Annotated in this window: 21 protein-coding genes and 1 other annotated feature; of the genes, 4 read left to right on the forward strand and 17 right to left on the reverse strand. The window is 38.8% G+C overall.

The annotated features are described in order from the left end of the window. Positions 1–7 precede the first annotated feature (7 nt). From uvrC to zapA, 12 genes are all read right to left on the reverse strand, one after another. On the reverse strand, positions 8–1780 hold the full coding sequence (uvrC, locus tag PZE06_RS01955; RefSeq protein ID WP_150913915.1) for an excinuclease ABC subunit UvrC: 1773 nt from the start codon (positions 1778–1780) through the stop codon (positions 8–10). Positions 1781–2092: 312 nt separating this feature from the next. Then, a complete protein-coding gene (gene trxA / locus PZE06_RS01960) occupies positions 2093–2407 on the reverse strand; it encodes a thioredoxin (protein WP_150913748.1) in 315 nt (104 codons plus the stop codon). Between the two features lie 228 nt (positions 2408–2635). Further along, positions 2636–3613: an electron transfer flavoprotein subunit alpha/FixB family protein gene (locus PZE06_RS01965; protein ID WP_095307728.1), complete on the reverse strand. Its 978-nt coding sequence runs from the start codon at positions 3611–3613 to the stop codon at positions 2636–2638. A gap of 86 nt (positions 3614–3699) precedes the next feature. Continuing rightward, on the reverse strand, positions 3700–4473 hold the full coding sequence (locus PZE06_RS01970; RefSeq protein WP_150913750.1) for an electron transfer flavoprotein subunit beta/FixA family protein: 774 nt from the start codon (positions 4471–4473) through the stop codon (positions 3700–3702). A 167-nt stretch (positions 4474–4640) separates the two neighbouring features. Next, a complete protein-coding gene (locus PZE06_RS01975) occupies positions 4641–5414 on the reverse strand; it encodes an enoyl-CoA hydratase (RefSeq protein WP_150913752.1) in 774 nt (257 codons plus the stop codon). A gap of 25 nt (positions 5415–5439) precedes the next feature. Beyond that, on the reverse strand, positions 5440–6027 hold the full coding sequence (locus PZE06_RS01980) for a fatty acid metabolism transcriptional regulator FadR (RefSeq protein WP_150913754.1): 588 nt from the start codon (positions 6025–6027) through the stop codon (positions 5440–5442). 319 nt (positions 6028–6346) lie between these two features. Continuing rightward, complete coding sequence (locus PZE06_RS01985; protein WP_150913756.1) at positions 6347–8050, reverse strand: long-chain-fatty-acid--CoA ligase; 1704 nt, start codon at positions 8048–8050, stop codon at positions 6347–6349. A gap of 559 nt (positions 8051–8609) precedes the next feature. Further along, entirely contained in the window at positions 8610–9017 is a 408-nt protein-coding gene (locus PZE06_RS01990) for a DUF350 domain-containing protein (protein ID WP_150913758.1), read from the reverse strand. A 57-nt stretch (positions 9018–9074) separates the two neighbouring features. Then, positions 9075–11432 (reverse strand): endonuclease MutS2, encoded by a 2358-nt coding sequence (locus tag PZE06_RS01995; protein WP_150913760.1) that lies wholly within the window; start codon positions 11430–11432, stop codon positions 9075–9077. A gap of 243 nt (positions 11433–11675) precedes the next feature. After that, positions 11676–13391: a DNA polymerase/3'-5' exonuclease PolX gene (gene polX / locus PZE06_RS02000; RefSeq protein WP_150913762.1), complete on the reverse strand. Its 1716-nt coding sequence runs from the start codon at positions 13389–13391 to the stop codon at positions 11676–11678. Positions 13392–13673: 282 nt separating this feature from the next. Then, entirely contained in the window at positions 13674–14216 is a 543-nt protein-coding gene (locus tag PZE06_RS02005) for a CvpA family protein (protein WP_150913764.1), read from the reverse strand. Positions 14217–14223: 7 nt separating this feature from the next. Further along, on the reverse strand, positions 14224–14484 hold the full coding sequence (gene zapA / locus PZE06_RS02010; protein ID WP_150913766.1) for a cell division protein ZapA: 261 nt from the start codon (positions 14482–14484) through the stop codon (positions 14224–14226). 173 nt (positions 14485–14657) lie between these two features. On the opposite strand from zapA, the gene rnhC reads away from it, so the two are divergent. Continuing rightward, the gene (gene rnhC / locus PZE06_RS02015) at positions 14658–15581 is read left to right on the forward strand and encodes a ribonuclease HIII (RefSeq protein ID WP_150913768.1); all 924 of its coding nucleotides are present in this window, start codon (positions 14658–14660) and stop codon (positions 15579–15581) included. A gap of 67 nt (positions 15582–15648) precedes the next feature. Continuing rightward, complete coding sequence (locus PZE06_RS02020; RefSeq protein WP_150913771.1) at positions 15649–16539, forward strand: aldo/keto reductase; 891 nt, start codon at positions 15649–15651, stop codon at positions 16537–16539. Positions 16540–16730: 191 nt separating this feature from the next. Here the strand turns inward: PZE06_RS02020 and pheT are convergent, their stop codons facing one another. The 4 genes from pheT to PZE06_RS02040 form a co-directional block, all read right to left on the reverse strand. Continuing rightward, a complete protein-coding gene (gene pheT, locus PZE06_RS02025; RefSeq protein WP_150913773.1) occupies positions 16731–19145 on the reverse strand; it encodes a phenylalanine--tRNA ligase subunit beta in 2415 nt (804 codons plus the stop codon). 120 nt (positions 19146–19265) lie between these two features. Beyond that, positions 19266–20300, reverse strand: coding sequence for a phenylalanine--tRNA ligase subunit alpha (pheS, locus tag PZE06_RS02030; protein ID WP_150913775.1), 1035 nt, complete (start codon positions 20298–20300; stop codon positions 19266–19268). A gap of 77 nt (positions 20301–20377) precedes the next feature. Next, positions 20378–20621, reverse strand: a binding site (T-box leader). 239 nt (positions 20622–20860) lie between these two features. Then, the gene (locus tag PZE06_RS02035) at positions 20861–21610 is read right to left on the reverse strand and encodes a TrmH family RNA methyltransferase (RefSeq protein ID WP_150913777.1); all 750 of its coding nucleotides are present in this window, start codon (positions 21608–21610) and stop codon (positions 20861–20863) included. Positions 21611–21673: 63 nt separating this feature from the next. Continuing rightward, positions 21674–22192, reverse strand: coding sequence for a GNAT family N-acetyltransferase (locus PZE06_RS02040; protein WP_150913779.1), 519 nt, complete (start codon positions 22190–22192; stop codon positions 21674–21676). A 219-nt stretch (positions 22193–22411) separates the two neighbouring features. On the opposite strand from PZE06_RS02040, the gene sspI reads away from it, so the two are divergent. Continuing rightward, positions 22412–22618 (forward strand): small acid-soluble spore protein SspI, encoded by a 207-nt coding sequence (sspI, locus tag PZE06_RS02045; RefSeq protein WP_150913781.1) that lies wholly within the window; start codon positions 22412–22414, stop codon positions 22616–22618. A gap of 50 nt (positions 22619–22668) precedes the next feature. On the opposite strand, the gene PZE06_RS02050 is transcribed toward sspI, so the two are convergent. Beyond that, positions 22669–23547: a LysR family transcriptional regulator gene (locus PZE06_RS02050; RefSeq protein WP_150913783.1), complete on the reverse strand. Its 879-nt coding sequence runs from the start codon at positions 23545–23547 to the stop codon at positions 22669–22671. Between the two features lie 110 nt (positions 23548–23657). Here PZE06_RS02050 and PZE06_RS02055 point away from each other — a divergent pair, with 110 nt between their 5' ends. Then, positions 23658–24746, forward strand: coding sequence for a citrate synthase/methylcitrate synthase (locus PZE06_RS02055; RefSeq protein WP_150913917.1), 1089 nt, complete (start codon positions 23658–23660; stop codon positions 24744–24746). The last annotated feature ends 614 nt before the right edge of the window (positions 24747–25360 follow it).

Consider the following 25360-nt stretch of genomic DNA (forward strand, 5'->3'; position numbering starts at 1 on the left):
AACAACGTCATTCCTGTAGTTTTTTATATAGGCTCTCTGCGATCTTCGCTGGAATTCCCAATTCTCTAAACTGTTCAAGTGTTGCTTCTTTCATTTTTTTCACAGAGCCAAAATGCTTCAATAACTGCTTTTTTCGCTTTTCTCCAATTCCAGGTATGTCGTCTAAAATGGATTGGAAAGCAGTTTTTCCCCGTAATTGACGATGGAAGGTAATCGCAAACCGATGTACTTCATCCTGAATTCTTTGCAGCAAATAAAACTCTTGACTGTTTCTTGCCAATGGAATGATTTCAAGCGGGTTGCCATATAGAAGCTGTGACGTCCGATGCTTGTCGTCCTTTACTAAACCTGACAGAGGGATATCTAATCCCAGCTCATTTTCAAGCACATCACGAACTGCTTCTACATGCCCTTTTCCACCATCAATAATAATTAAATCTGGTAGCGGTAAATGTTCCTTTAAAACTCTCGAATACCGCCTTCTAACCACTTCCCTCATTGATTCATAATCATCAGGACCTTTGACTGATTTAATCTTATACTTGCGATACTCCCGTTTTGCCGGTTTTCCGTCAATAAAAACAACAAGTGCTGATACTGGATCTGTCCCTTGTATATTTGAATTATCAAAAGCTTCAATACGCCGTGGAATCGAAATGCCCAGTTCGTTGCCTAATTGTTCAATAGCTTTAATCGTTCGCTGTTCATCCCGTTCCACAAGAGAGAACTTTTCCTTTAACGCAATCGTTGCATTCTTTGCAGCTAGCTTAACAAGATCCTTTTTTTGACCGCGTTTTGGCTTTGTTATCTTTACGTTTAAGAGCTTTTCCGCGAGATCCTCATCGACCTTTTCTGGCAAAAGGATTTCTTTCGGTTTAAAATGACTTGCCTCGTCATAGAAACGACCAAGATAGGTTAGAAATTCCTCTTCCGGTTCATTATAAAAAGGAAACAGTGAAACATCCCGTTCAATTAGCTTCCCCTGTCTGATAAAAAAGACTTGGACGCACATCCAGCCTTTGTCTACTGCATAACCAAATACATCTCGATCAGTAAAATCTGTTGACGTCATTTTTTGCTTTTCCATTGTCGACTCAATATGCGCAATCTGATCACGAAATTCCTTCGCTCGTTCAAAATCAAGCTCTTCAGAAGCCTTTAGCATTTTTTCCGTTAATTCTTTTTTGATTTCTTGATAGCCACCATTTAAAAATCTCGTAATTTCTTCAACCATTTCACGGTATGTCGATTCCGGCACCTCATTGATGCATGGTGCTAGGCACTGACCTAAATGATAGTATAAACAAACGCGATCAGGGAGAGTTGCACATTTGCGAAGAGGATAAATACGATCGAGTAATTTCTTCGTTTCATTTGCAGCCCCGACATTAGGGTAAGGGCCAAAATACTTCCCTTTGTCCCTTTTCACCTTTCTCGTTGTAATTAAGCGGGGGTGGCGCTCTGCTGTAAGTTTAATGAATGGATATGTCTTATCATCCTTTAACATCACATTATATTTAGGGTCATATTTTTTAATTAAGTTTAGTTCAAGCAAGAGTGCTTCCATATTAGACGAGGTTACAATATACTCAAAATCCTCGATTTCGTTAACGAGCACTTGCGTTTTTCCATTATGAGAGCCGGTAAAATAAGATCGCACCCTATTCTTGAGAACCTTCGCTTTCCCAACATAGATAATCGTTCCTTGCCGATCCTTCATAAGATAGCATCCCGGCTGGTCTGGGAGAAAAGCTAATTTATTTTTTAAATTGTCGTTCATCATTAATCTCATCCCAACTTTGCAATTCTTGAGATAAATATATCATAACTAGCACCAAAGTGCTTATTGTATAGTAAGCATAAAAACACAGGGGGCGTATCTGTGCAGCAATAAAGTCCGTTTTGTTCCCGTGGGGGATAAAGCTTCCTTCTATCTTTAGGAAAGGCAACCTACCATGCCACAACCCCAAGTGAACTTAGCAAAAGATAAAATTGATTGTCTAAAAAAAGATGCACTCATTTAAAGAATGAGCCTCAACAAACAAAAGCAACAAAAAAGCTCCCGACATTGTCTGCCGGAAGCCTTTTATTCTTATAAGTGTGAGTTTAAACGCTCAGCTAAAGCTTCTTTTGGCTGGAAGCCCACTACTTTGTCTACAACTTCCCCATCTTTGAATACCAATAATGTAGGAATGCTCATCACACCAAATTTAGCTGCTGTTTCTTGATTATCGTCGACATCAAGCTTAACGATTTTCAACTTCTCTCCAAGCTCAGAATCTAACTCCTCAAGAACAGGAGCAATCATTTTACAAGGACCACACCAAGGTGCCCAAAAATCAGCAAGTACTACACCAGAGCTTGTTTCAGTATCAAAATTTTGGTCAGTTACATTTGTAATTGCCATTATATATTTACCTCCTAAAATGAACTGGCTATGAATTCGATCACATGCCCAACTTCATAGCTATTTACTGTAAAACGATACTAACGACAGTATATCACCGTTTATGCTATGATGCGAATAATTTGTTCGAAAGTAATTTTCCCATAAATCTCGCATCTATTCATGCTGTCCTTCACATCGACCTATATAAATGAAACGAGCGGCTTCATGCACCGCTCGTTTCATTATTTAGGCATTCACTTTCAATTTCTTAAATTCTTCTGTCAGCATTGGAACAACTTCGAACAAGTCCCCAACAATACCATAATCAGCAACATTAAAGATATTTGCTTCTGGATCCTTATTAATCGCCACAATGACTTTTGAATTGGACATGCCGGCTAAATGTTGAATCGCTCCAGAAATTCCACAAGCGATATAAAGGTCAGGTGTTACAACTTTACCCGTTTGGCCAATTTGCAATGAATAGTCGCAATACTCAGCGTCACATGCACCTCGAGATGCGCCAACAGCTCCACCAAGTACATTTGCAAGCTCTTTTAGCGGTTCAAATCCTTCTTCACTTTTAACTCCACGGCCTCCAGCAACAACCACTTTTGCTTCCGAAAGGTCTACCCCTTCAGTCGCTTTTCTAACGACCTCTTTAATAATGGTTCGCAAATCTTTAATGTCAACCGCTAGAGTAGAAACTTCTCCTGTTCTCGATTCATCCTTCTCTATCGGAGCAATATTATTCGGACGAATGGTTGCAAATATCAAACCATCTGTCACAATTTTCTTTTCAAAGGCCTTTCCTGAATAAATTGGACGAGTAAAGACAATATTTCCACCCGTTACTTCAATGCTTGTAACATCCGAAATTAATCCTGAATGAAGTTTGCTCGCAATTTTCGGTGAAAGGTCCTTCCCTAATGATGTATGACCGATAATAAGCCCTTGAGGCTGCTCTTCTTCTATAACAGCTAATAACCCTTGAGCATATCCATCTGATGTATAATGGGCCAATTTTTCATTTTCAACGACAACAACTTTGTCCGCACCATTTTTTATTAATTCTTCAGCTAGAGGCTGAACTGAATCCCCCAGTAAAACACCGACTACTTCGCCGCCTTCAGCGACTGTCTTGGCCGCGGAAATTGCTTCATGCGATACGTTACGCAATTGTCCGTCACGGACTTCACCTAACACTAAAACTTTTCTAGCCATTTCGATTCCTCCTGTGTAATAGATTCAGAGATTAACAACGTCATATTTTTTCAAGGTCTTTATTTATTCGGACACGTTCATTAAATTCAAACTACTTTTGCTTCATTGTGAAGGAGATCCACTAATTCTTTCACTTGGGCAGAAAGATCCCCTTCTAGAACTCTCCCTGCTTCTTTCTCGGCTGGTAAGAAAATTTCAATCGTTTTCGTCTTCGCTTCAACGTCGTCCTCTTCCAAATCAAGATCATCCAATTCAAGCTCGTCTAATGGTTTCTTCTTCGCCTTCATAATCCCTGGCAAAGATGGGTAGCGTGGTTCATTTAAGCCTTGTTGAGCTGTGACAAGTAAAGGCAAGCTTGTTTGAATAACCTCTGAATCACCTTCTACATCCCGAACAATGGTCACTTCCGAACCATCTATTTCTAATTTTGTAATAGTCGTCACATATGGAATTTGAAGAAGTTCTGCAACACGCGGTCCAACCTGACCAGAACCACCATCGATCGCCACATTTCCGCCGATGATTAAATCGGGCTCTTTATCACTTAAATATTCCGCAAGAATTTTTGCTGTTGTATATTGATCACTATCTTCAAGATCGTCTTCTATATTGATCAATACTGCCTTATCTGCTCCCATTGCTAATGCAGTCCTCAATTGCTTTTCAGCTTCTTCGTTTCCAACCGTAACAACTGTCACTTCTCCACCTTTTGAATCACGAATCTGAATGGCTTCTTCTATTGCATACTCATCATAAGGATTGATGATGAATTCCGCTCCATCCTCATTAATTTTGCCACCAGCAATGGAAATCTTCTCTTCCGTATCGAACGTTCTCTTCATTAATACAAAGATGTTCATGATTTTCCCTCCTAATATTATTCCAGATAGATGACTCGGTCTAAGTCTTTTTTTCCTATGTTAAAGAGACTTGGAATACAAGCTCTTAAACGCAACACGAATTGTTAACGCTCTCAAATTATAGAATAGAAAATGTTTTCAAAAAATTCATCGTAAAATAAAATGAGTTATTTCCCTTTAAATACAGGCTTCCTTTTTTCAAGGAAGGCAGCAATTCCTTCTTTTGCATCTTCTGAGTGGAATACTTCACCAAACAATTCAGCTTCTCTTTTTACCCCTTGATAAAATTCCTTTGTTTTCGAATAATTCAACAGTTCAATTGTTGCTTTCAAAGACAATGGACTTTTCTTCGCGATTTTCTCGGCCATTGCCTGCGCCTTTTCCAACAGTTCTTCTTCGCGATAAGCATGATTTGCTAGACCATATTGGACTGCTTCTATACCTGTAATTGGATCACTTGTAAACATCATTTCAGCAGCCATCGCTGCTCCTACATAGCGAGTCAAACGTTGAGAACCTGCAAACCCTGGAATAATTCCTAACTGTAATTCTGGTAACCCTAATTTTGCCGTTTCAGACACAAGCCGGAAATGACAGGCCATAGCTAATTCTAACCCACCACCAAGGGCTGCACCATGAATGGCGGCGATAATCGGTTTCGGAAAATTCTCCATTCGTTCAAATAGTTCCTGACCATTTGTTCCTAGCTTTGCAAATTCTTCTCCAGACTGGACCGATGTAAATTCCTTTATATCCGCTCCAGCAGAGAAAAACCTTCCTTCACCATGAATCAAAATAACCCGAATCTCTTCGTTTGGCTCTAATTCATTTAATACCTCGGCTAGTTCCTTAATGACTCCTGACGACAAAGCATTGGCAGGTGGACGATTTAGTTTAATCGTCGCGACATTTTGCTCATTTGACCAGCTTAAATAGCTCATTTACCTTCCCCCTTATGTTTTGCCATTATTGCTCCCCACGACAACCATTCAGAAGCAGCTTGTGAACCGGCGCTGCGAGCGCTTGTAAATCATATTTCAAATCATTCATCACCCATGTTGTCGCTGTTTCATCCATCGTTCCGAAAATCATTTGCCGGGCTAGCCTTAAATTTAAGTCCGCAGCAAACTCTCCATTTTCCTTACCCTCCATTAAGATTTTGTCGATAACTTTTAAATACCCCTTTAATACTTGGTTAATGCGCAGACGAAGCTCCTTATTAGATTGCCGTAATTCTAACTGTGTGACAATGGCTAAATGGCGATCCTTGGAAAGAATCTTAAAATGCGTTTCAACCATCATTAATAATTTCTCTGCTGCTGTTTCTTTTCCTGCAATTTGCTCTTCAATTTTTTCTACAAAGCTTCCCATTTTTTCTTGAAAGAGAGAGATGAGAATATCCTCTTTATTTTTAAAATATAAATAGATCGTACCATCTGCTACCCCTGCCTGCTTCGCAATTTTGGACACTTGGGCCTGATGATAGCCATTCTCAGCAATTACGATGACAGCAGCATCTATAATTTGTTTGTATTTTGGTTTATTCTTTTTCAACGAGCTCTCTCCTTCCAAGAAACACTGACATATGTAACATGGGATATCCATTCCTAACGATAAAGCAGCAATTTTTTTAATTGCTTTTGAACCATCTTAATGGGAGAATGTTATGAACGTGTACTTTGACCTTTATTTCCACACAGACACTGACCTATATGATCTAAACCCATGATAGTATCGATTTCAGTTACCAATTCAAAAAAGAAAATTATGAATGAATAATCATTCATAATTTTATGATAGACGTGTATTGGATTTATGTCAAGAAAATATCTTCCGAATCATTATAGTAAAAAAGGACAAGTTCTCCCTTACACTATGCCTTTATTTGTTCTTCATCTTGCCATTTTTTCTTTTCTTCATCCACTAAAGATCTTCGCAAAATCTTCCCTACTGCTGTTTTTGGCAATTCGTTCCTAAATTCGTATATTCTCGGTACCTTATATGAGGCTAAATGCTTTCTTGCAAATTGATCTAATTCCTTTTCTGAGACAACCGCACCTTCCTTTAACACAACATAGGCTTTAACTGTCTCTCCTCGATACGGATCTGGAACTCCTGCCGCTACTACTTCTACAACATCTGGATGTTCATATAAAACCTCTTCTATCTCCCTTGGATAAATGTTAAAACCACCTGCAATAATCATATCTTTTTTCCGATCGACTACGTAGAAGTATCCGTCCTCGTCCATATAACCAAGATCACCTGTTAACAGCCAACCATCCTTCAACGTTTGCGCTGTTTCTTCTGGACGATTCCAATAACCTTTCATGACCTGTGGCCCTTTAACACATATTTCCCCAATTTCCCCTGCTGGCAGCTTTTCGCCTGTCTCCATAGAAAAGATTGCAGCATCCGTATCAGGCCATGGCACGCCTATACTTCCTTTTATGCGTGGACGATCCCAAAGAAAGTTCGCATGGGTGACAGGTGAAGTTTCCGTCAAACCATATCCTTCAACAAGCTTTCCTCCTGTAACCTCCTCGAATTTCTGTTGTACTTCAACAGGGAGCGGTGCTGATCCTGAAATACAGGAATCAATCGATGAAAGATCGTATTTTTGTAAGTCAGGGTGATTCAATAAGCCAATATACATCGTCGGTGCTCCAGGAAATAAAGTAGGACGCTGCTTTTCTATCGTTTTTAAAGCTGTTTCCATATCAAATTTTGGTAGGAGAACCATTTTATTGCCTTGCATTACAGATAAAATCAATACAGTGGTCATTCCATACACATGAAAAAATGGCAGAAATCCAAGGACAACTTCCTCTCCTTTTTTACATTTATACAGCCACGCTTCACACATTGATGCATTGGCTACTAGATTTTTATGAGTGAGCATTACCCCTTTTGGGAAACCCGTTGTTCCCCCCGTATATTGCAATAAAGCAAGATCCTCTTCAAAATCAAACTCATGCTTCTGTAATGCTTTTTGAGGCTGTCTCAATATTTCAGTAAAAAGATGTTGGTTTCCTTCATGCTTTACATTAACAGAAAAGCCGTACTGCTTCTTCTGAATAAATGGATAAACCAAATTTTTCGGAAATGGCAAATAATCCTTGATAGCGGTTACAATAATATGTTGCAAAGAAGTTTTCGACATCACCTTAGTGACGCGTGGATAAAGAATATCTAATGTCACAATCATTTTCGAGCCTGAATCATTCATTTGATACTCAATTTCTCTTTCCATATAAAGTGGATTCGTTTGTACAACAATGCCGCCGGCGAACAAGATTCCATAATAACTAATCACAGATTGCGGACAATTAGGCAGCATGATCGCTACTCTATCGCCCTTCTCAATACCTAAGCTTTGCAAATAAGCTGCAAACTTAAGTGATGCAGAGTACACTTCCTGGTAAGTCATCTCTTTACCCATGAAATGAATGGCTATTTTATTTGGATTTTTTTCGGCTGTGTTCTTTAAATAGTTTTGGACAGGTTCATTTGAGTAGGTCAATGTATGTGGAATTTCTTCTGGATAGCACTTTAGCCACGGTTTCAAATCAGTCATAGTAACCCCCCTATTCTTATAATTTTTAGAACATTCTAATTGTTCATTACTAATTATAATATAGGAGCATTGCAGTGACAATCAAATATTATTTAGCAGTTGAGTGCTTATTAAGTAAATAACGTCTGATTGATTTTCACTAAGAAATTGAACACTTAACATTATTACCAAAACAAAAGTGCTTACAGAAAGGGACTCGTGAGTTTGTTTGACTTTTGTTGCTTAAGTCAAAATACATTTCAAAGAATGAGCCACAATAAACAAAGTTGAAAAAGTGCAGTTCATGAAAAAAACGTCGTAATCGACGACGTTTTAGAAAATACTATCTTCATATAGTGAATCATATCTCGTTTTATCAGATGTTAAAGAACGCTCTCACTAAGGTGAAATACTGGAAAAAAGTCCTATTTCCTGTTCACCTTTATACAGAACGAAAACAATCATCAACGATGCTGTGAACTGCGTGGTCGATTATAACAGATAAATAATCCCAATCACAACAAATACAGCACATAAAACAAAAAGGATTTTTGCTAATTTCTCCAAATGTACTCGCCCCTTATGCGATATTCGCACCAATTACAAATGATAAACTAATCGAAATCATCATAGAAATAAACCCGACAGCACGATTATCTTTTTCTATCTCTTCATCCACTTTAAATTTTGGAGTAAAAAATTCAAAAATGAAATAACCAACTAACAGCAATAAAAAGCCATAGGCTCCCCAACCAATCATTGTAAATAACGTATCATGATGTGAGATCGAGTGTCGGAATACATTCACAATTCCAAAAATCTTTCCACCTGTAGCCATCGCCACCGCTAAATTTCCTTTTTTTATTTCTTCCCAGTTTCGATATTTCGTCACAAGCTCGAATATCGCTAAAAACACAACAAGACATAGAATCACCACACTAAAATAGGCAGCTGTTTCCACATAATCGTTCTCCCAAAAACCGGTCACTTGAACTCACCCCATCATTTGGAATCTCCTATCCACAAGGGAAGATAAGAGATTTCCTTATTTAAATTCCACCACGGTAACACCGGTTCCTCCTTCTCCAGCATCACCAAAACGAATTTTCTTCACAGAACGATGATTTCGTAAATATTCTTGGACACCTTGTCTCAAAGCACCGGTTCCTTTTCCATGAATAACCGATACACGGGGATATCCCGCTAGGAGGGCATCATCAATATATTTTTCGACCCGAACTAGGGCGTCCTCAAAACGTTCGCCTCTTAAATCTAATTCTAACCCAACGTGGAAATCCTTGCCCTTAATTGTAGCCATTGGTTTCGTCTGTACAGCTTTTTCACTTTTTATAAATTGCAAATCTGCTTCATTTACCTTCATTTTTAAAATTCCTATTTGAACTTGCCATTCTTTGTCAGAAACCTGTTCAATCAGATGGCCTTTTTGGTCAAAACTCAATACTTTTACTTCGTCGCCTGCCTTGAAAACATGTGTACTGTTCTTTTGAACAGCCGCCTTTTTCGACTGTTTCGTCTTTGGAACAGCCTCCTCGAGTCGTTTCTTTGCTTCAATCAGTTCATGCTCCTTCACTTCCGCTTGTTTCTCTATTTGCATTTTCCTCAAGGAGCGAATAACCTCTTCTGATTCTGCCTTCGCCTTTTCAATGATCTCTTGAGCTTTTTCTTTCGCCTTTTCTTCCAGTGTTTCTTTACGGGTATAATATTCAGCCATTTGCTTCTGAAGATCTTGATGAAGCTTTTCTGCATCCCTTAATAAGCTATGTGCTTCTTCAAGTTCAGCCTCAGCCTGTCTGCGATTTTCCTCTAAGGCAGCGATCATCCCTTCCACTTGATTCGAATCAGCACTCATATATGATTTGGCGGTCTCAATAACCGTTTCCTTCAAACCTAAACGCTTTGAAATTTCAAAAGCATTGCTTCGCCCTGGGACACCGATGAGTAGCTTATACGTCGGACTTAACGTCTCAATATCGAACTCCACACTTGCATTTGTAACCCCTTCTCGATTATAACCATATGCCTTCAATTCTGGATAGTGGGTTGTCGCAATGACCCTTGCCCCGCTTTTGTAAACTTCGTCTAAAATGGAAATGGCAAGTGCAGCCCCCTCCTGTGGGTCTGTCCCTGCTCCTAGTTCATCAAACAAAACTAAGCTTTGAAAATCGACTTCATTTAAAATATCAACAATATTAACCATATGCGAGGAGAAAGTACTTAAGCTTTGCTCAATTGACTGTTCATCACCAATATCTGCGAAGACCGAGCCGAAAACAGCCATTTCAGAACCATCTAATGCTGGAATTTGTAATCCAGCTTGCGCCATTAACGTACAAAGGCCCACTGTTTTTAACGTAACCGTTTTTCCCCCTGTGTTTGGACCGGTAATGACAATGGTTGTAAAGTCCTTCCCAAGGTAAATATCATTCGCAACCACTTCATCTCCAGGAATTAATGGGTGCCTTGCTTTAACAAGATTTATCCGCCCCTCATTATTCATTTTCGGCTTTGAAGCTTTGATTTTGTTCCCATAACGTGCCTTCGCAAACATAAAATCAATTTGTGCGAGGACATCGACAATTTTTCTTAACTCCATATTGAATTCAGCAACGCGACTGGATAGCTCGATTAAAATGCGCTCTATTTCTTGCTGTTCTTTAATCCGAACTTCTTGAAGTTCATTATTCAGTTGAACGATCGACTGCGGTTCAATAAATAATGTTTGACCGGAAGAACTTTGGTCATGAATAATTCCACCGTAATGGCCACGATACTCCTGTTTAACAGGAATAACGAAACGATCATTACGAATGGTGACAATCGCATCAGAAAGCATTTTTTGCGCATTCGAAGAACGAATCATACTTTCTAATCTCTCGCGAACGCGATTTTCTTTCGTTCTCAATTGGTTCCTTAAAGAACGTAACAATTCACTGGCACTATCCAAAATCGCCCCATTATCGTCAACAGCCATTCGAATGGCATCTTCTAATTCAGCTAATACAACTATCTCATTCGTCAATTCATGAAGATATGGCAGTGAGAGTTCTTCCTCTAATAAATCATTGATAAATTTCTTAATCATTCGACTGGCATGGATTGTGCTTGATATTTGCATCAGTTCCTGAGGACTAAGCATTCCACCGATATCCGCTCTTTTCATATGCGGCCTTATGTCATAAATCCCACCTAACGGCACATTTCCTTTTAAACGTAAAATATTTGTGGCTTCATCTGTCTCTTCTTGACTTCTAACAACCTTCTCGAAATTCGTAGAAGGCTTAAGTTCTTCCACAAGTCGCCTTCCTAAAGCTGATGAGGCAAGCTCGAGCACCTGCTCTTTCACTTTATGAAATTCTAAAACCTTTAAAACACGCTGTTGCATGGAGAAAAATCCCCCTTTTCTTTAAACAAAGCTGTTTACTTATTTTTTATTGTTTTTGTGAAGAACGTTTATCTTCTCCTAATTTTACAAAACATGAAAAACTGCCTTTATTGCTTTTCTAAAACACAAAGCAAAATAGACAATGCGTTCCAAAAAAATCAGCATAAATGAAGTTAACCTTTTCCTTTACTCGATTTCCATTTTACGCAATCGAAGTCAAGTAGGCTAGTATAAATATATTGCTTAGCGCTCGCGTAAAAATTGCAAAAGCTCGTCTAAGCTTAATGCATTTAGGACATTGCTTCGTTTAATCCATCCTTTTTTGGCTGTTGAAACCCCAATGCTCATATGCTCTAGCGTCTCCATCCTATGGGCATCCGTATTAATCACCACTTTAACACCAGCTTCTTGTGCTTTTTTTATATGCTCTGCACTTAAATCAAGACGATTTGGATTGGCATTAAGCTCCAAAGCAGTATTTGTTTCTTTAGCCAGCTCAACTAAGAAATCAATGTTAACTGAATATCCTTCCCTTATTCCGATTTTTCTCCCTGTTGGATGGGCAATAATATCGACATGTTGATTGTTTAATGCATTTATCAGTCGCTTCATTATTTGTTCCTTAGCTTGGGAAAAACCTGAATGAATGGAGGCAATCACAAGGTCCATCTCTTCGAGGAAGTCATCTTCAAAGTCAAGGGAGCCATCTGGAAGAATATCCATTTCCACTCCAGCAAGTATGGTGATATCATCGTATTTCTCATTTAATTTCGCAATTTCTTCCCGTTGACGTCTTAAACGCTCTTCATCTAAACCATTCGCTACCTTTAAAAACTTCGAATGATCAGTAATGGCCATATACTTATAGCCGAGCTTACGGCACTCGTTAATCATTTGCTCAATCGAATGTGCCCCATCACTCCAAGTTGAATGCATATGTAAATCACCTTGAATATCCTCTAAGGAAATAATATTCAGTTCTTCGGAGTAATTTTCGACTTCCTTCCCATCTTCCCTCATTTCTGGAGGAATTAGCGGCAGATTAAAATGTTGATAAAAATCAGCTTCTGACTCAAATGTTAATATTTCACCTGTCTCAGCCACTTCAACACCATATTCGCTAATTTTTTCGCCTCGCTCTTTAGCAAGCTGTCTCATCCGTACATTATGCTCCTTAGAGCCTGTAAAATGATGCAGTGTTGTGGCAAATGCCTCAGGCTTAACTAAACGGAAATCAACCGAAACATCATAGCTATAATCAAGAATGAGCGATACTTTTGTCTCCCCTGCAGCAACAATCTCTTTTATATTCTCAAACTTTAGTAGTTGTTCCTTAACTACTGACGGTTTCGCGGTTGATATAATAAAATCTAAATCTTTAACCGTTTCTCTTACCCTTCGAATACTCCCCGCTCTTGAAAAACGTTCCACATCATGCATTTTTTCCAGTTCCTCTTCAAGATGCTGAGCAATGGGCAGCATATAAGCGAGCGGAAGACGGTCTGGCTGATTTCCCACACTTGCTATGGCAGTCAATATTTTTTCCTCTGTTTTCTCTCCAAAACCAGCCAGAGCTCTCACCTTTTTCTCGATACACGCTTTCCTTAAATCGTCAACATTTTCGATCCCTAACTCCTTATGAAGCTTAGCGATCTTTTTCCCACCTAAACCCGGTAGTTGCAGAAGGAGAACAAGCCCATTCGGCACTTGCTCTTGCAGTTCTTTCAGGACGACGGATTGTCCAGTCTGCAGAAATTCCTCAATTACAGAGGCAGTCCCCTTCCCGATCCCTTGCAGCTTTGTAAAATCTTCTATTTCATCAATTGTTTGCTCCTCTACCTCAAGTGCTGCTGCTGCCTTGCGAAACGCTGAAACTTTAAAAGGGTTCTCTCCCTTTAGCTCCATATAAACCGCGATCGTTTCCAGCAATCGAATGACATCCTTTTTATTGACGGCCATCTTTTCACCTCTTAAAAATGGATTTTTATTTATGATTCATACTGAATGATGTATGAAATTTTGGTTTCACACAAATTGAGGACAATCGTTATATCAACAATCAAAGTCAAAAAACATGGCCTCTGTTTTACAAGTATCGTTAAATCCGTTACAATTATTGTTACCTTATTTTACAAATGGAAACATTTTCATATTATAGTTATCAGTAGAAAAAATTTATTACATTGTAGCACTTTTCATATACCCACTGACTTAAAAAAACTTCTCTAAAACAGAGAAGTTTTAAGATGCGATATAGTCAATCCATAGCTCTTTAATTTGACTAGAAAAATAAGGTGTATTTTCTACAATCATATTGGCGAGTGCAGAATTCCCCAGTGCATTTTGCACAACTTCAATCGGTAAAAGTGCTGATATGTATAGAACAATAAATAGCACAAGATAAACTTCGACAAAACCCAGTAGTCCACCAGCCCAAACGTTCAACATTTTTAAAATAGGGAGGTTAGCGACAAAATCCAGCATACTTCCTATAATCTGCATCACAATTTTGACCGCAAAAAAAATCCCGACAAACGAGATGGCACGATAATAGGCTACTTCTAAATTTCCGTTGTCAAGTAATAATTGAAAAGCTGAGTCACTCCCAAAATTAGGGTATGGAATCCAAAGGGTAAGCTTCGGCGCAAGCTGATCATAATACATATAAGCAACGACAAAGGCAACGATAAAACCAATTACGTGGATAAGCTGAAGGATAAACCCTCTTCTTAAACCTACTAAAAAACCAAATAATAATATAATAAAAATGGCGAGATCTAGCATGAATTCTTCAATCCTTTACTCTTTTTAATTCACCTTCTAATCGTTCAAGCTGTTCTTTCATTTTCATATAGTCGTTAACGGCATTGACAGCTGTTAATACCGCAAGCTTGCTCATATCGAGTGAAGGATTCTTGGAGCTAATTTCACGCATTTTCTCGTCAACCATTGAAGCGATAAGCTTTATATGGCGTGAATCTTCAGTGCCGATAATAACATATTGTTGACCGTAAATGTCAACCATTGTGCGCGTTTTCTGTCCTTCTGACAAGCTAGTTGCCCCCTATTCATAGAATCCTAATCACTATGATAACATGAACCTATTAGAGTGAAAAGTCTAAGCCTGTCTAAAGATAGCGGATTTTGGAAGGCTGAATAAGTGGTTTACCACTTTCATATGAAAGGACATTACACCAATTTTATATAATAGATAGGAGAAATGAAATGAGTCAGGTCGTTCTAAAATTAACTTTAAGTGCTATTACTACCATGAAGAAACATTATGAGCCTTATTTATCCACAGCAAATCCACCAGGCAGCGTTTTTTGTGCCAAAGTTTCCCAATGTACGATAACTGCTTATAAATCAGGAAAGGTTCTTTTTCAAGGCAGCAATAGTGAAAGAGAAGCGAGCAAATGGGGAAGCCCCGCTGAAAAGCAAGATTCCTCAAAACCAAAAGCTTCTGGAATCCTTCCGTCTCATTTTGAAGGCTTATCCGTAATCGGTTCCGATGAAGTAGGAACTGGCGATTACTTCGGGCCGATAACCGTCGTTGCTGCCTACGTTCGGAAAGAGCAAATTCCATTATTAAAGGAAGTGGGCGTAAAGGACTCCAAAAATCTCAAAGACGATGCAATTGAGGAAATTGCAAAGCAAATTAAAGAAATTATTCCCTTTAGCTTATTAACATTACACAATGAAAAATACAATCAATTACAGCAAAAAGGGATGTCCCAAGGGAAGATAAAAGCGCTATTACATAATCAAGCAATCGGTCATGTTCTTGATAAAATAGCTCCTGAGAAACCAGAAGCAATTCTTATTGATGAGTTTGCTAAAAAAGAACTATATTATCAATACTTAAAAGGACAGTCTGTCGTCCATAAGGAAAATGTCTTCTTTAGCACAAAGGCTGAAAGTGTCCATCTTGCTGTGGCAGCTGCATCCATCATTGCTCGATACGCCTTTGTACGACACTTCGAAAACTTGTCAAAAGAAGCAGGTTTTACAATTCCAAAAGGAGCCGGACCGGCAGTCGACAAAGCGGCAGCTAGATTGATAAAGGAGAAAGGTGAAAAAACATTACCAAAATTCGTCAAATTACACTTCGCTAATACAGAAAAAGCCCTTAAGATTGTGCGAAGTTAGGATATTTGCCCCTCAAAAAATAGGAGAGTAAGATAAGAGTAACGAATTTTTTAAAGAGGTGATTGTAGTGGAATATAGAGTTTTAGGAAAAACTGACTTAAATGTTTCGGTAGTTGGAGTGGGAACATGGCAATTTGGCGGAGAATGGGGTCTTAATTTTAAGCAATTAGAAGTGGATCGCATCTTAACCAAAGCCCAAGAGCTTGGGATTAATTTCATTGATACTGCAGAGTGCTACGGCGATCATCTTTCAGAAAATTTTATCGGAGATTACATAAGCCGTCACAATCGTGAAGATTGGATTATTGCTACAAAATTTGGTCATCATTTCCAAAGAAATTTTGAACGAACAAGACATTGGAGCGCCGATGAAGTTTTAAAACAATTAGATGCTTCACTGAAATCGTTAAAAACAGATTATATTGATTTATATCAAGCACACTCTCCCGGCGATGATGAATTTGACAATGATCAATTATGGACGATGCTGGATAAACAGGTACAAGCAGGAAAAATTAGACATCTAGGATTATCCTTAAAAACAAATGACAATATTTTTCAAACAGCAAAAGCGAGCGACCTTAACATCAGAGCCATCCAAGTCGTATACAACCGTTTAGACAGGGTGCCAGAGGAAAAAGTATTCCCATCCGCCCAAGAGCAACATTTAGGGGTATTAGCAAGAGTACCTCTTGCAAGCGGCTATTTAAGTGGAAAATACAAACCAGGTGCTAGCTTTACTGCTAACGATGTGCGGTCCAGACATAATGAAGAGGAAACAGCAAAACTTCTTAAACAGGTGGAAGAAATCCAAAAAACAGAGGTTCCAGAAGGAGTACCGATGGCTTCTTGGGCGTTAGCTTGGTGCTTAAAAAATTCTGCTGTCACAACGGTTATACCAGGATGTAAAACTCCGGAACAAGTGGCATTAAACGCGAAAGCAGCGGAATTATTATAAGGGATTCGTACGGATCTCGATTAATTCTGGAAAAATGCGATTATTTCCAGAATTTTTGGCGGTAATTCCGGAAAAATACGATTAATTCCAGAAATTTTGATAGTAATTCCGGAAAAATACGATTATTTCTGGAACTAGTACTCCCCTTCATAAAAAAGTGGAGCATTCACTTGCGAATGCTCCACCCTTTTTTATCCTCTTAACACAGCTCCAGCCTTTTCTTTCACTGCTGCTAAGACTTTGTCATGCACCTTTGTGACTTCTTCATCTGTTAATGTTTTCTCCGGATCAAAATATTTTAAAGAGAAAGCAATCGATTTTTTACCTGGTTCCATATGTTCACCTTCATATAAGTCAAACACATGGACATCCTTTAACAACTTTCCACCAGCTTCAACGATGATGCTTTCTAATTCACCGGCAACCTTTTCCTTTTCAACAACAAGAGCAATATCCCTTGTAATCGATGGGTAACGTGGGATCGATTGATACTGTAATGGAGCTACGCCTTCAGATAATATCGCTTCTAAGCAAAGCTCAAACACATACGTTTCTTTTAAATCCAGATCCTTTTGAACCGTTGGGTGAACTTGACCAACAAAGCCAATTTTTTCGCCAGATAAATAAACTTCAGCCGTTCTACCTGGATGCATCCCTTCAACTATCGCTTGACGATATTCAATCTTCTGCTCGAGTCCGAGCTTTGCAAACAATCCTTCTAAAATTCCTTTTATGACAAAGAAATCAACTTCTTTCTTTTCTCCTTGCCATTGATGCTGTTCCCAAACCCCTGTAATTGCTCCTGCTAAACGTTCCTTTTCATCAGGGAGTTCTTCGGTACCATTCGCTAAGAAAACAGGGCCAGCTTCATACAGAGCAACACGATCATTTTGACGAGCCACATTATATTTCACGACCTCTAATAATTGAGGAATAATGCTTAAGCGAAGGTGGCTACGGTCCTCACTCATCGGCATTGCAAGTTTGATCGGCTCACGTATTTCTAGTGCAAATTGAGTCGCTTTTTCCTCACTTGTTAAGGAATAAGTGAGGGCTTGATACAATCCTGCTCCTTCTAAATAGCGACGAACTGCCCGTCTCTTTTGCTGATATGCTGTTAAATGACCTGGTGTCGATGAACCGATCGGCAATGTGGACGGCAAATGATCATAGCCATAGAGACGAGCGACTTCTTCAATTAAATCCTCTGCAATCGTAATATCACCACGACGAGTAGGAACGGTTACCGTAATCGTTTCATGATCGACGCTTGTTTCAAATTGAAGACGAGTAAAAATACTCTCGACCTCTTGCATAGAAATATCTGTTCCAAGAACGCGATTAATTTTTTCCAGCGTAATCGAAATAACTGCTGGCTCAATCTGGAGAGTATCCACTACCGCTTCGCCTTCTAATACTTCACCGCTCGCATATAATGCTAATAATTCAGCCGCTCTTTCTGCTGCCGCACGTACACGATTTGGATCGACTCCTTTTTCAAAACGAGAGCTCGCCTCACTTCTAAGTCCATGATCTTTTGAAGCTTTACGAACAGTTTCTCCTTTGAAATAGGCAGATTCAAGCAAAACGGTAGTCGTATCTGCTTGGACCTCTGAATTAGCACCACCCATTACACCTGCAAGAGCGACTGGTTCACTTCCATTAGTAATAACAAGATGATCTTCCGTTAAAATTCTCTCCGCAGCATCAAGAGTCACGATTTTTTCACCGGCTTTTGCCCGACGCACAAGAACTTCTTTTGAACCGAGACGATCATAGTCAAAAGCGTGAAGTGGCTGACCATATTCAAGTAAAATATAATTCGTAATATCAACGACATTATTATGCGGTCGAATACCTGCTGCCATTAATCTTCCCTGCATCCATAATGGCGATGGAGCAATTTTCACATTTTTTATGACTTTCGCAACATATAACGGATTATCTTCATTTGCCTCTACTTTAATAGTGATGTAATCAGTTGCCTCTTCCGCAATTGGCTTCACTGTTGGATTTGGGAGCTTCACTTCGCGGTTTAAAATAGCCGCTACTTCGTATGCCACTCCAAGCATGCTTAAGCAGTCTCCACGATTTGCTGTTAAGCCTAGCTCCAATATTTGATCATCCCGTTGTAATTTTTCTAAGGCATCTTCTCCGACCGTTACATCATTGGGAAAAACAAAGATTCCTTCTGAAAACTCCTTCGCGACTAACTTCCCGTCTATTCCTAATTCAGATAGGGAACAGATCATACCGTTTGATTCTTCGCCACGAAGCTTTGCCTTTTTAATTTTAAAATTCCCGGGTAATACTGCTCCAACAGTAGCAACTGCTACCTTTTGTCCTTTATCCACGTTTGGCGCACCGCAAATAATTTGAACAGGGCTCTCTTCCCCAATGTCGACTAAGCATTTGTTTAACTTATCTGCATTTGGGTGTTGTTCACGCTCAAGGACATGGCCGATAACGACTCCTTTAAGTCCTTCATTCAACACCTCAACGCCTTCGACTTCAATCCCGCTGCGCGTAATTTTTTCTGCTAGCTCATCAGGTGTAATTCCTGATAAATCTACATATTCCTGTAGCCATTTATATGAAACAAACATGTTATATCCTCCTTCTCATTCCTTGATCTAATAAATCGCTCAACCTTTGAAAACAATCCAAAAAACGACAATAATAACTTGATTTTCTAAAATTTATTATAAAATCGCTTTTTGTGTTCGTTAGTTGAGTTTAAATTGCTTTAAGAAACGCGTATCATTCGTGTAGAAATGACGGATATCATCGATGCCGTATTTCAACATCGCAATTCGTTCTACTCCCATTCCAAAAGCAAATCCAGTATACTTCTTCGAATCAAAGCCAGACATTTCAAGGACATTTGGATGAACCATCCCTGATCCTAATACTTCAATCCAGCCTGTTTGTTTACAAATATTGCATCCATGGCCACCGCATTTGAAGCAAGAAACATCGACCTCTACCGATGGCTCTGTGAATGGGAAAAAGCTCGGCCGCAAACGTATTTCACGGTCTTCACCAAATAATTTTTTTGCAAATAATTCAAGGGTTCCTTTTAAATCGCTCATGCGAATGTTTTCAGCAACTACCAGTCCTTCAATTTGCATGAATTGGTGAGAATGTGTCGCATCGTCGCTATCACGTCTATATACTTTACCAGGACAAATAATTTTCACTGGTCCTTTGCCATCATGCTTTTCCATCGTTCTTGCTTGAACAGGAGATGTTTGCGTACGAAGTAATATTTCCTCTGTAATATAGAAGGAATCCTGCGCATCACGGGCTGGATGGCTCTTTGGAAGGTTTAATGCCTCAAAATTATAATAATCCTTTTCAACTTCCGGACCTTCTGCAACGGTATAACCCATGCCGATGAATAAGTCTTCAATCTCTTCCACAATACGAGTAAGGGGATGATGATTTCCTGTGTGTACAGGTCTACCTGGAAGGGTTACATCGATTGTTTCCAATGCAAGCCTTGCTTCAACAGCTGCTGCTTCTAACGCTTGCTGTTTTTCCTCTATTTTGGCAGAAATAAGATCACGCACCTCATTTGCGAGTGCTCCCATTTTTGGACGCTCTTCTGCAGACAACTTCCCCATTCCTTTTAAAACTTCGGTTATTGGACCTTTTTTTCCTAAGTAAGAAACACGGATGTCGTTAAGCTCCTTTAAATCAGCTGCAGCATCAACCGCTTGCAATGCTTCCTCCTGAAGTTCCTTCAATCGTTCTTGCATGTTTAAATCCTCCTTATTTTTTCATAAATTTCCGTTTGTCTGTTCCTCCATTGAAAAACAAAAAACCTCTATCCCTAGAAAGGGACGAGGTTTATGATCGCGGTACCACCCTAATTAGCCACATATTATGGCTCACTTCATTACGATAACGGCTTTTTAGGCCGATGCATCTTTACACGAAAAATTTCTCCATTTTTCATGGTCCCGATGCCAACTCAGGAGGTGAACTTCACTTACTTTACCTATAAAAATGCTTTCAGTCTAAGGCATTTTCTCCCTCAATAGTGCGAGTAAGTTACTTTTCTCCGTCAATGTTTTTCATTATGTAATAAGAAAAGCGAAAAGCAGCTTGTTCCTCGCCGGACAAACTGGAAGGACCTGTTCTTTCGATATAGGAAACTTGTATTGCGGTAGCAATTCATAGTTAACTTATCGTAGGGAGGGACCTGAAGTTTGCTAGGCTTTGGCAGCTTGCGTTAGACAATTCTCAAAGTCGAGAAGTATGTCTTCTTATTCTTATATTGTATCGCAGTTAATTATAGTATATAAAAGAACGGTATTCAAGCTTTCAAATAATAGAGTAATATCCCTGCTGCAACTGCCACATTAAGCGATTCGCTTTTCCCAAAGAGTGGAATATACAAATTCTTTGTCGTCATCTGTAACAGCTCTTGATCAACCCCACTTCCCTCATTGCCAACGAGAAGGGCAAAGGAGGTGGAAGGACTTATTTCCGTATATATAGAGCCATTTTCTAAAGATGTTCCATATACAGGAATATTTTCAGCTAATAACTTTTCCAGCGATTCTTTGAGTGATCCTCTCACAACTGGTAAATGAAAATGACTTCCTTGAGCTGAACGAATGACCTTTGGGTTATAAATATCAACACTCCCATGCCCAACGATCACTCCATCCATCCCTGCTGCATCTGCTGTCCGAATCATCGTACCTAAATTCCCCGGATCCTGAACCGCATCAATTAACAAAAACTGTTTGCCTTTAAACTCTGCACCTTTTTTCTGTGCCTCACAAAGAGCTAAGACTCCTTGAGGGGTTTCGGTATCACTCAGTTCTCGAAAGATTTCAGATGTGACCATCGTTAAGGAAATAGAGCGATAGTCCATCTGTGGAGGTAGCTCAACTCCCTCACTTATGATGATTTCTAGTGCAACATCAGCTTTAATTGCCTCTTCAACAAGATGAAATCCTTCAACTAAAAAAGTTCCTGTTTTATCCCGTTCTTTTTTCGTTAAAAGCTTTTTCCATTGCTTAACTTGTCGGTTCTGAGCAGATTGTATATATTTCAACGGATACTTCTCCTTTTTGCAATATGTAAGTTTCCTCATTATAGCTTAACTATAGTAGGAATCTCAATGATGAACCCATTCCTCTTTTAAAATAGCGTAATAATATTCATCCCACCACTCATTACCGGCTGGAATACACTTTTTGAAATACCCTTCCCTTCTCATACCAATCTTCTCCATTACTCGTGATGAAGCGATATTTTCTGGTTGACACGTTGCTATAACCCTGTGTAAATGCATTTCTTCAAAACTGAATTTTAATATTCCTTGTGCTGCCTCTGATGCATACCCTTGATTATAATATTTAGGATTAAACACCCAGCCGATTTCATATGTGTGCTCACCAAAATACTTATGAAAAACGATGTGCCCAATCACCCTATTCTCATCTCTTAAGACAACAGCAAACTTCTCTGCTGCGTCACCCATGTTCTTCTTTATGAAGTCTTTTGTATCATCCTCTGTAAAAACTCCTTCTGGTATGTATTTCATTACTTTACAATCTGAAGTATATTCGTGTACAGCTTGCCAATCATTATTTTCAAAATTACGTATTAATAACCTAGTTGTTAAAATGTACATTTTATTCCTCCTATTAAAACTGAATGCTTTTAATTATTTCGATATTAAAATAAAATAACCTCTATAAATGAGTGTGAAACATTCCTTTGCAGTTGTAATCCTCGAAATTTCTTTAAATTCTCCAAATAACATTAATCGCAAAACCTCATCTTCTTATACATAATTCATGGCAAATTAGAAAATATATTAAAGAAGTCATTTTAGAAGGAGTGTGTACGTATGGATTTGAATTTACGCAATGCCATTATTCACAATGTATCCGGCAACTCCCAAGATGAATTACGGGAAACGATTGTCGATGCGATTCAAAATGGCGAAGAAAAAATGCTTCCTGGGCTAGGCGTTCTGTTTGAAATCATTTGGAATAACGCGTCAGAAGATGAAAGAGAAGAAATGCTCCAAACCCTTGAGTCAGGCTTAAAATAAAGAAAAATCCATCGGCGAAATGAACTCGTCGGTGGATTTTTCCATCTCATTTATATTCGGTAATTGGAGAGAAATTCGAGAAACTCCTGTTGTTGCGAATGCTTATATTTCATAATGGCATATGTATAGATGTCCGGTAATTTAAATGAATGCTGATACACCTCTAATAATCTCCCTTCCAATAATTCTCTCCTAACGGTAGATTCTGGTAAAAAGGAAAAGCCTAAACCTTCGATAATAAATCTTTTAGTAATATGTGTTTGTGAGACTTTCATTGTCTTAATAACTGGATACTTGCTCTTCACAGCTTTAAGTAAATCAGTCCAATAGCTTGGGTGATTATCAGTAAATAAATAATAGTGTGAAAAAAACTCCTCCTCCTCCAATGGTGGTGCTGCTTCAGCATCTCTACCATCATGAGGAACAATAAACAAAATGCGGTCCTTATACAAGAGCTCATTAATTAAACTAGAATTTTGAACGTTTACACATGAAAGCCCCAGATCGACTTCCTCTTTCATAACCGCTTCCTCAATATGTATGGAATCAAGTATTTTTATTGCGATTTCCACATCGGGATGCTTATTTGTATAGCTTTTTATCACATAAGGTAATATGGTCTCAGCAATTAAGGGAGAAATAGCGAGAGATAGCTTTGTCATATATCCTTGGCTAAAGGAATTCAGGTCAGCTAACCCCTTTTCATACAATCTTAACAATTCCACTGCATGGTGATAGTATCTCCGTCCCGTTTCCGTCAGCTTGATTTTCTTTCCATCCCGCTGAAACAATTGAACCCCTAGATTTTTTTCAAGCTGTTGAATATGAACGGTTACTGACGGCTGAGAAATATAAAGTAATTCTGCTGCTCTACGAAAATTTCCACATTGCGCGGCCGTCACAAATGTATTTAACCATTGAAAATCCATATTCCCCTCCTTATTAATAAAACTAATCAATTTATTTATGATTATTTAATTATCTTAATAACAATTATTTTATACAATAAAATAAAAGAGGGAAAGGGGAAAGGTTAATGATGAACGAAAAAGGATTAAAAGGGGTAGTCGCTGCTGAAACACGGATCTCATATATTGACGGTCAATTAGGACGACTTATTTATCGAGGATATGACATCCAAAAATTAGCGGACCATTACCATTTCGAAGAAGTGGCCTATTTACTTTGGTATGGACATTTTCCAAACAAGGAACAACTTTTCATCTTAAAGGAAGAAATGAAAAAAAATCGCTGGTTATCCGATAATGTAAAGACGATTATTTCACTATTGCCTCAAACCATGGATTTGATGAGTGTGCTTCGAACCGTGATCTCAGCGGAAGCTGGATATGGAGAATATCAATTTCCACCAACTATTTCCCAAGCAATCAAATTAACTGCTCTCATCCCAAGTATCATCGCCTTTCGTAAACGCAAACTGGAAGGGTGTGCTGAGGTTCCACCGCGAAATGATTTAGACCATATTGAGAATTACTTATATATGTTAACAGGTGATATTCCTTCAGCTGCCCATGCTCATGCTTTAGAAGCTTACATGATTTTAACATTGGAGCACGGGATGAACGCTTCAACATTTTCAGCCCGGGTGACGATATCAAGTGAATCCGATATCGTATCCGCTGTCACTTCCGCAATCGGAACGATGAAAGGACCTCTACACGGTGGCGCTCCATCAGGAGTACTTAAATTATTAGATGAAATTTCCACGGTTAATGATGCTGCAAAAGTGATCCGAGAGAAGCTCATAAAAGGAGAAAAATTAATGGGTTTTGGCCATCGAGTTTATAAAACCCGTGATCCTCGTGCAGTCGCTTTGAAAGAAAAGTTAATGAAGTTAGGCGGGCAAGATAAGTGGTTAGATTTTGCGATGGAGGTCGAAGAAAGCGCCATTACTTTATTAGAAGAATTTAAACCAGGAAGAGCATTGTATACAAATGTCGAGTTCTATGCAGCAGCAATTATGAAAGCTATTCAGTTAGAGCCCATGCTTTTTACTCCCACTTTCACCGCCAGTAGAATCGTTGGCTGGACTGCCCACATAATAGAACAGGCTAGCGATAACGTTATTTATAGACCACAATCCAAATATGTCGGGTCATTTTTTTAAATCACTCTATTAATTATAGAACTGTAACATGCGTTTCCACAATGAAATCGTATAAGACTGGTGCTTTTTCGAAAATATCAGCGCACACAAGGTAATCATGTAGGGCACTGCTCCATCGCCTGAATCAATGAATCTGTAAACGCGATCATGAAATAAGTTCCAAGATTCGATTTTTAATTTTGATGTGAAAAGGGTGCTCCATTTTCTATTAAAAAAAAGCTTTGTTGTTGATTAAATGACTTTTGGCTCAATTTCGTGTGCAACCTTAGTTGCACACGCCTTTCAGTTATACTGAAAGGTCTTCTGATTCCATGAAACGATGTGAGAAAATAAGTTTTCTCTATCACTTCATGGAATCAGAGAGAAAATGAGCCAAATATAACAAAGCCTAAAAAAAGAAGTACATTTATGACAAATCATCCTGTAAAAAAAACGACAATGAGCATGTAGTCAAGCATAAATGCTTTGAACCGTAGTAAAAAAATAGAGACCATCATTCACCTTTCATTTTGCAATCGAGCAAATATACAACGTTTAATTTAACTAGACTTTCCCATACAATAAAGCGAAAATCCTATCTATTCCTATTGCTTAAAAGCATACTTTTCCCGGTT

The sequence above is a fragment of the Robertmurraya sp. DFI.2.37 genome, from assembly GCF_029211245.1.
Taxonomy (GTDB): domain Bacteria; phylum Bacillota; class Bacilli; order Bacillales; family Cytobacillaceae; genus Robertmurraya; species Robertmurraya methanolica_A.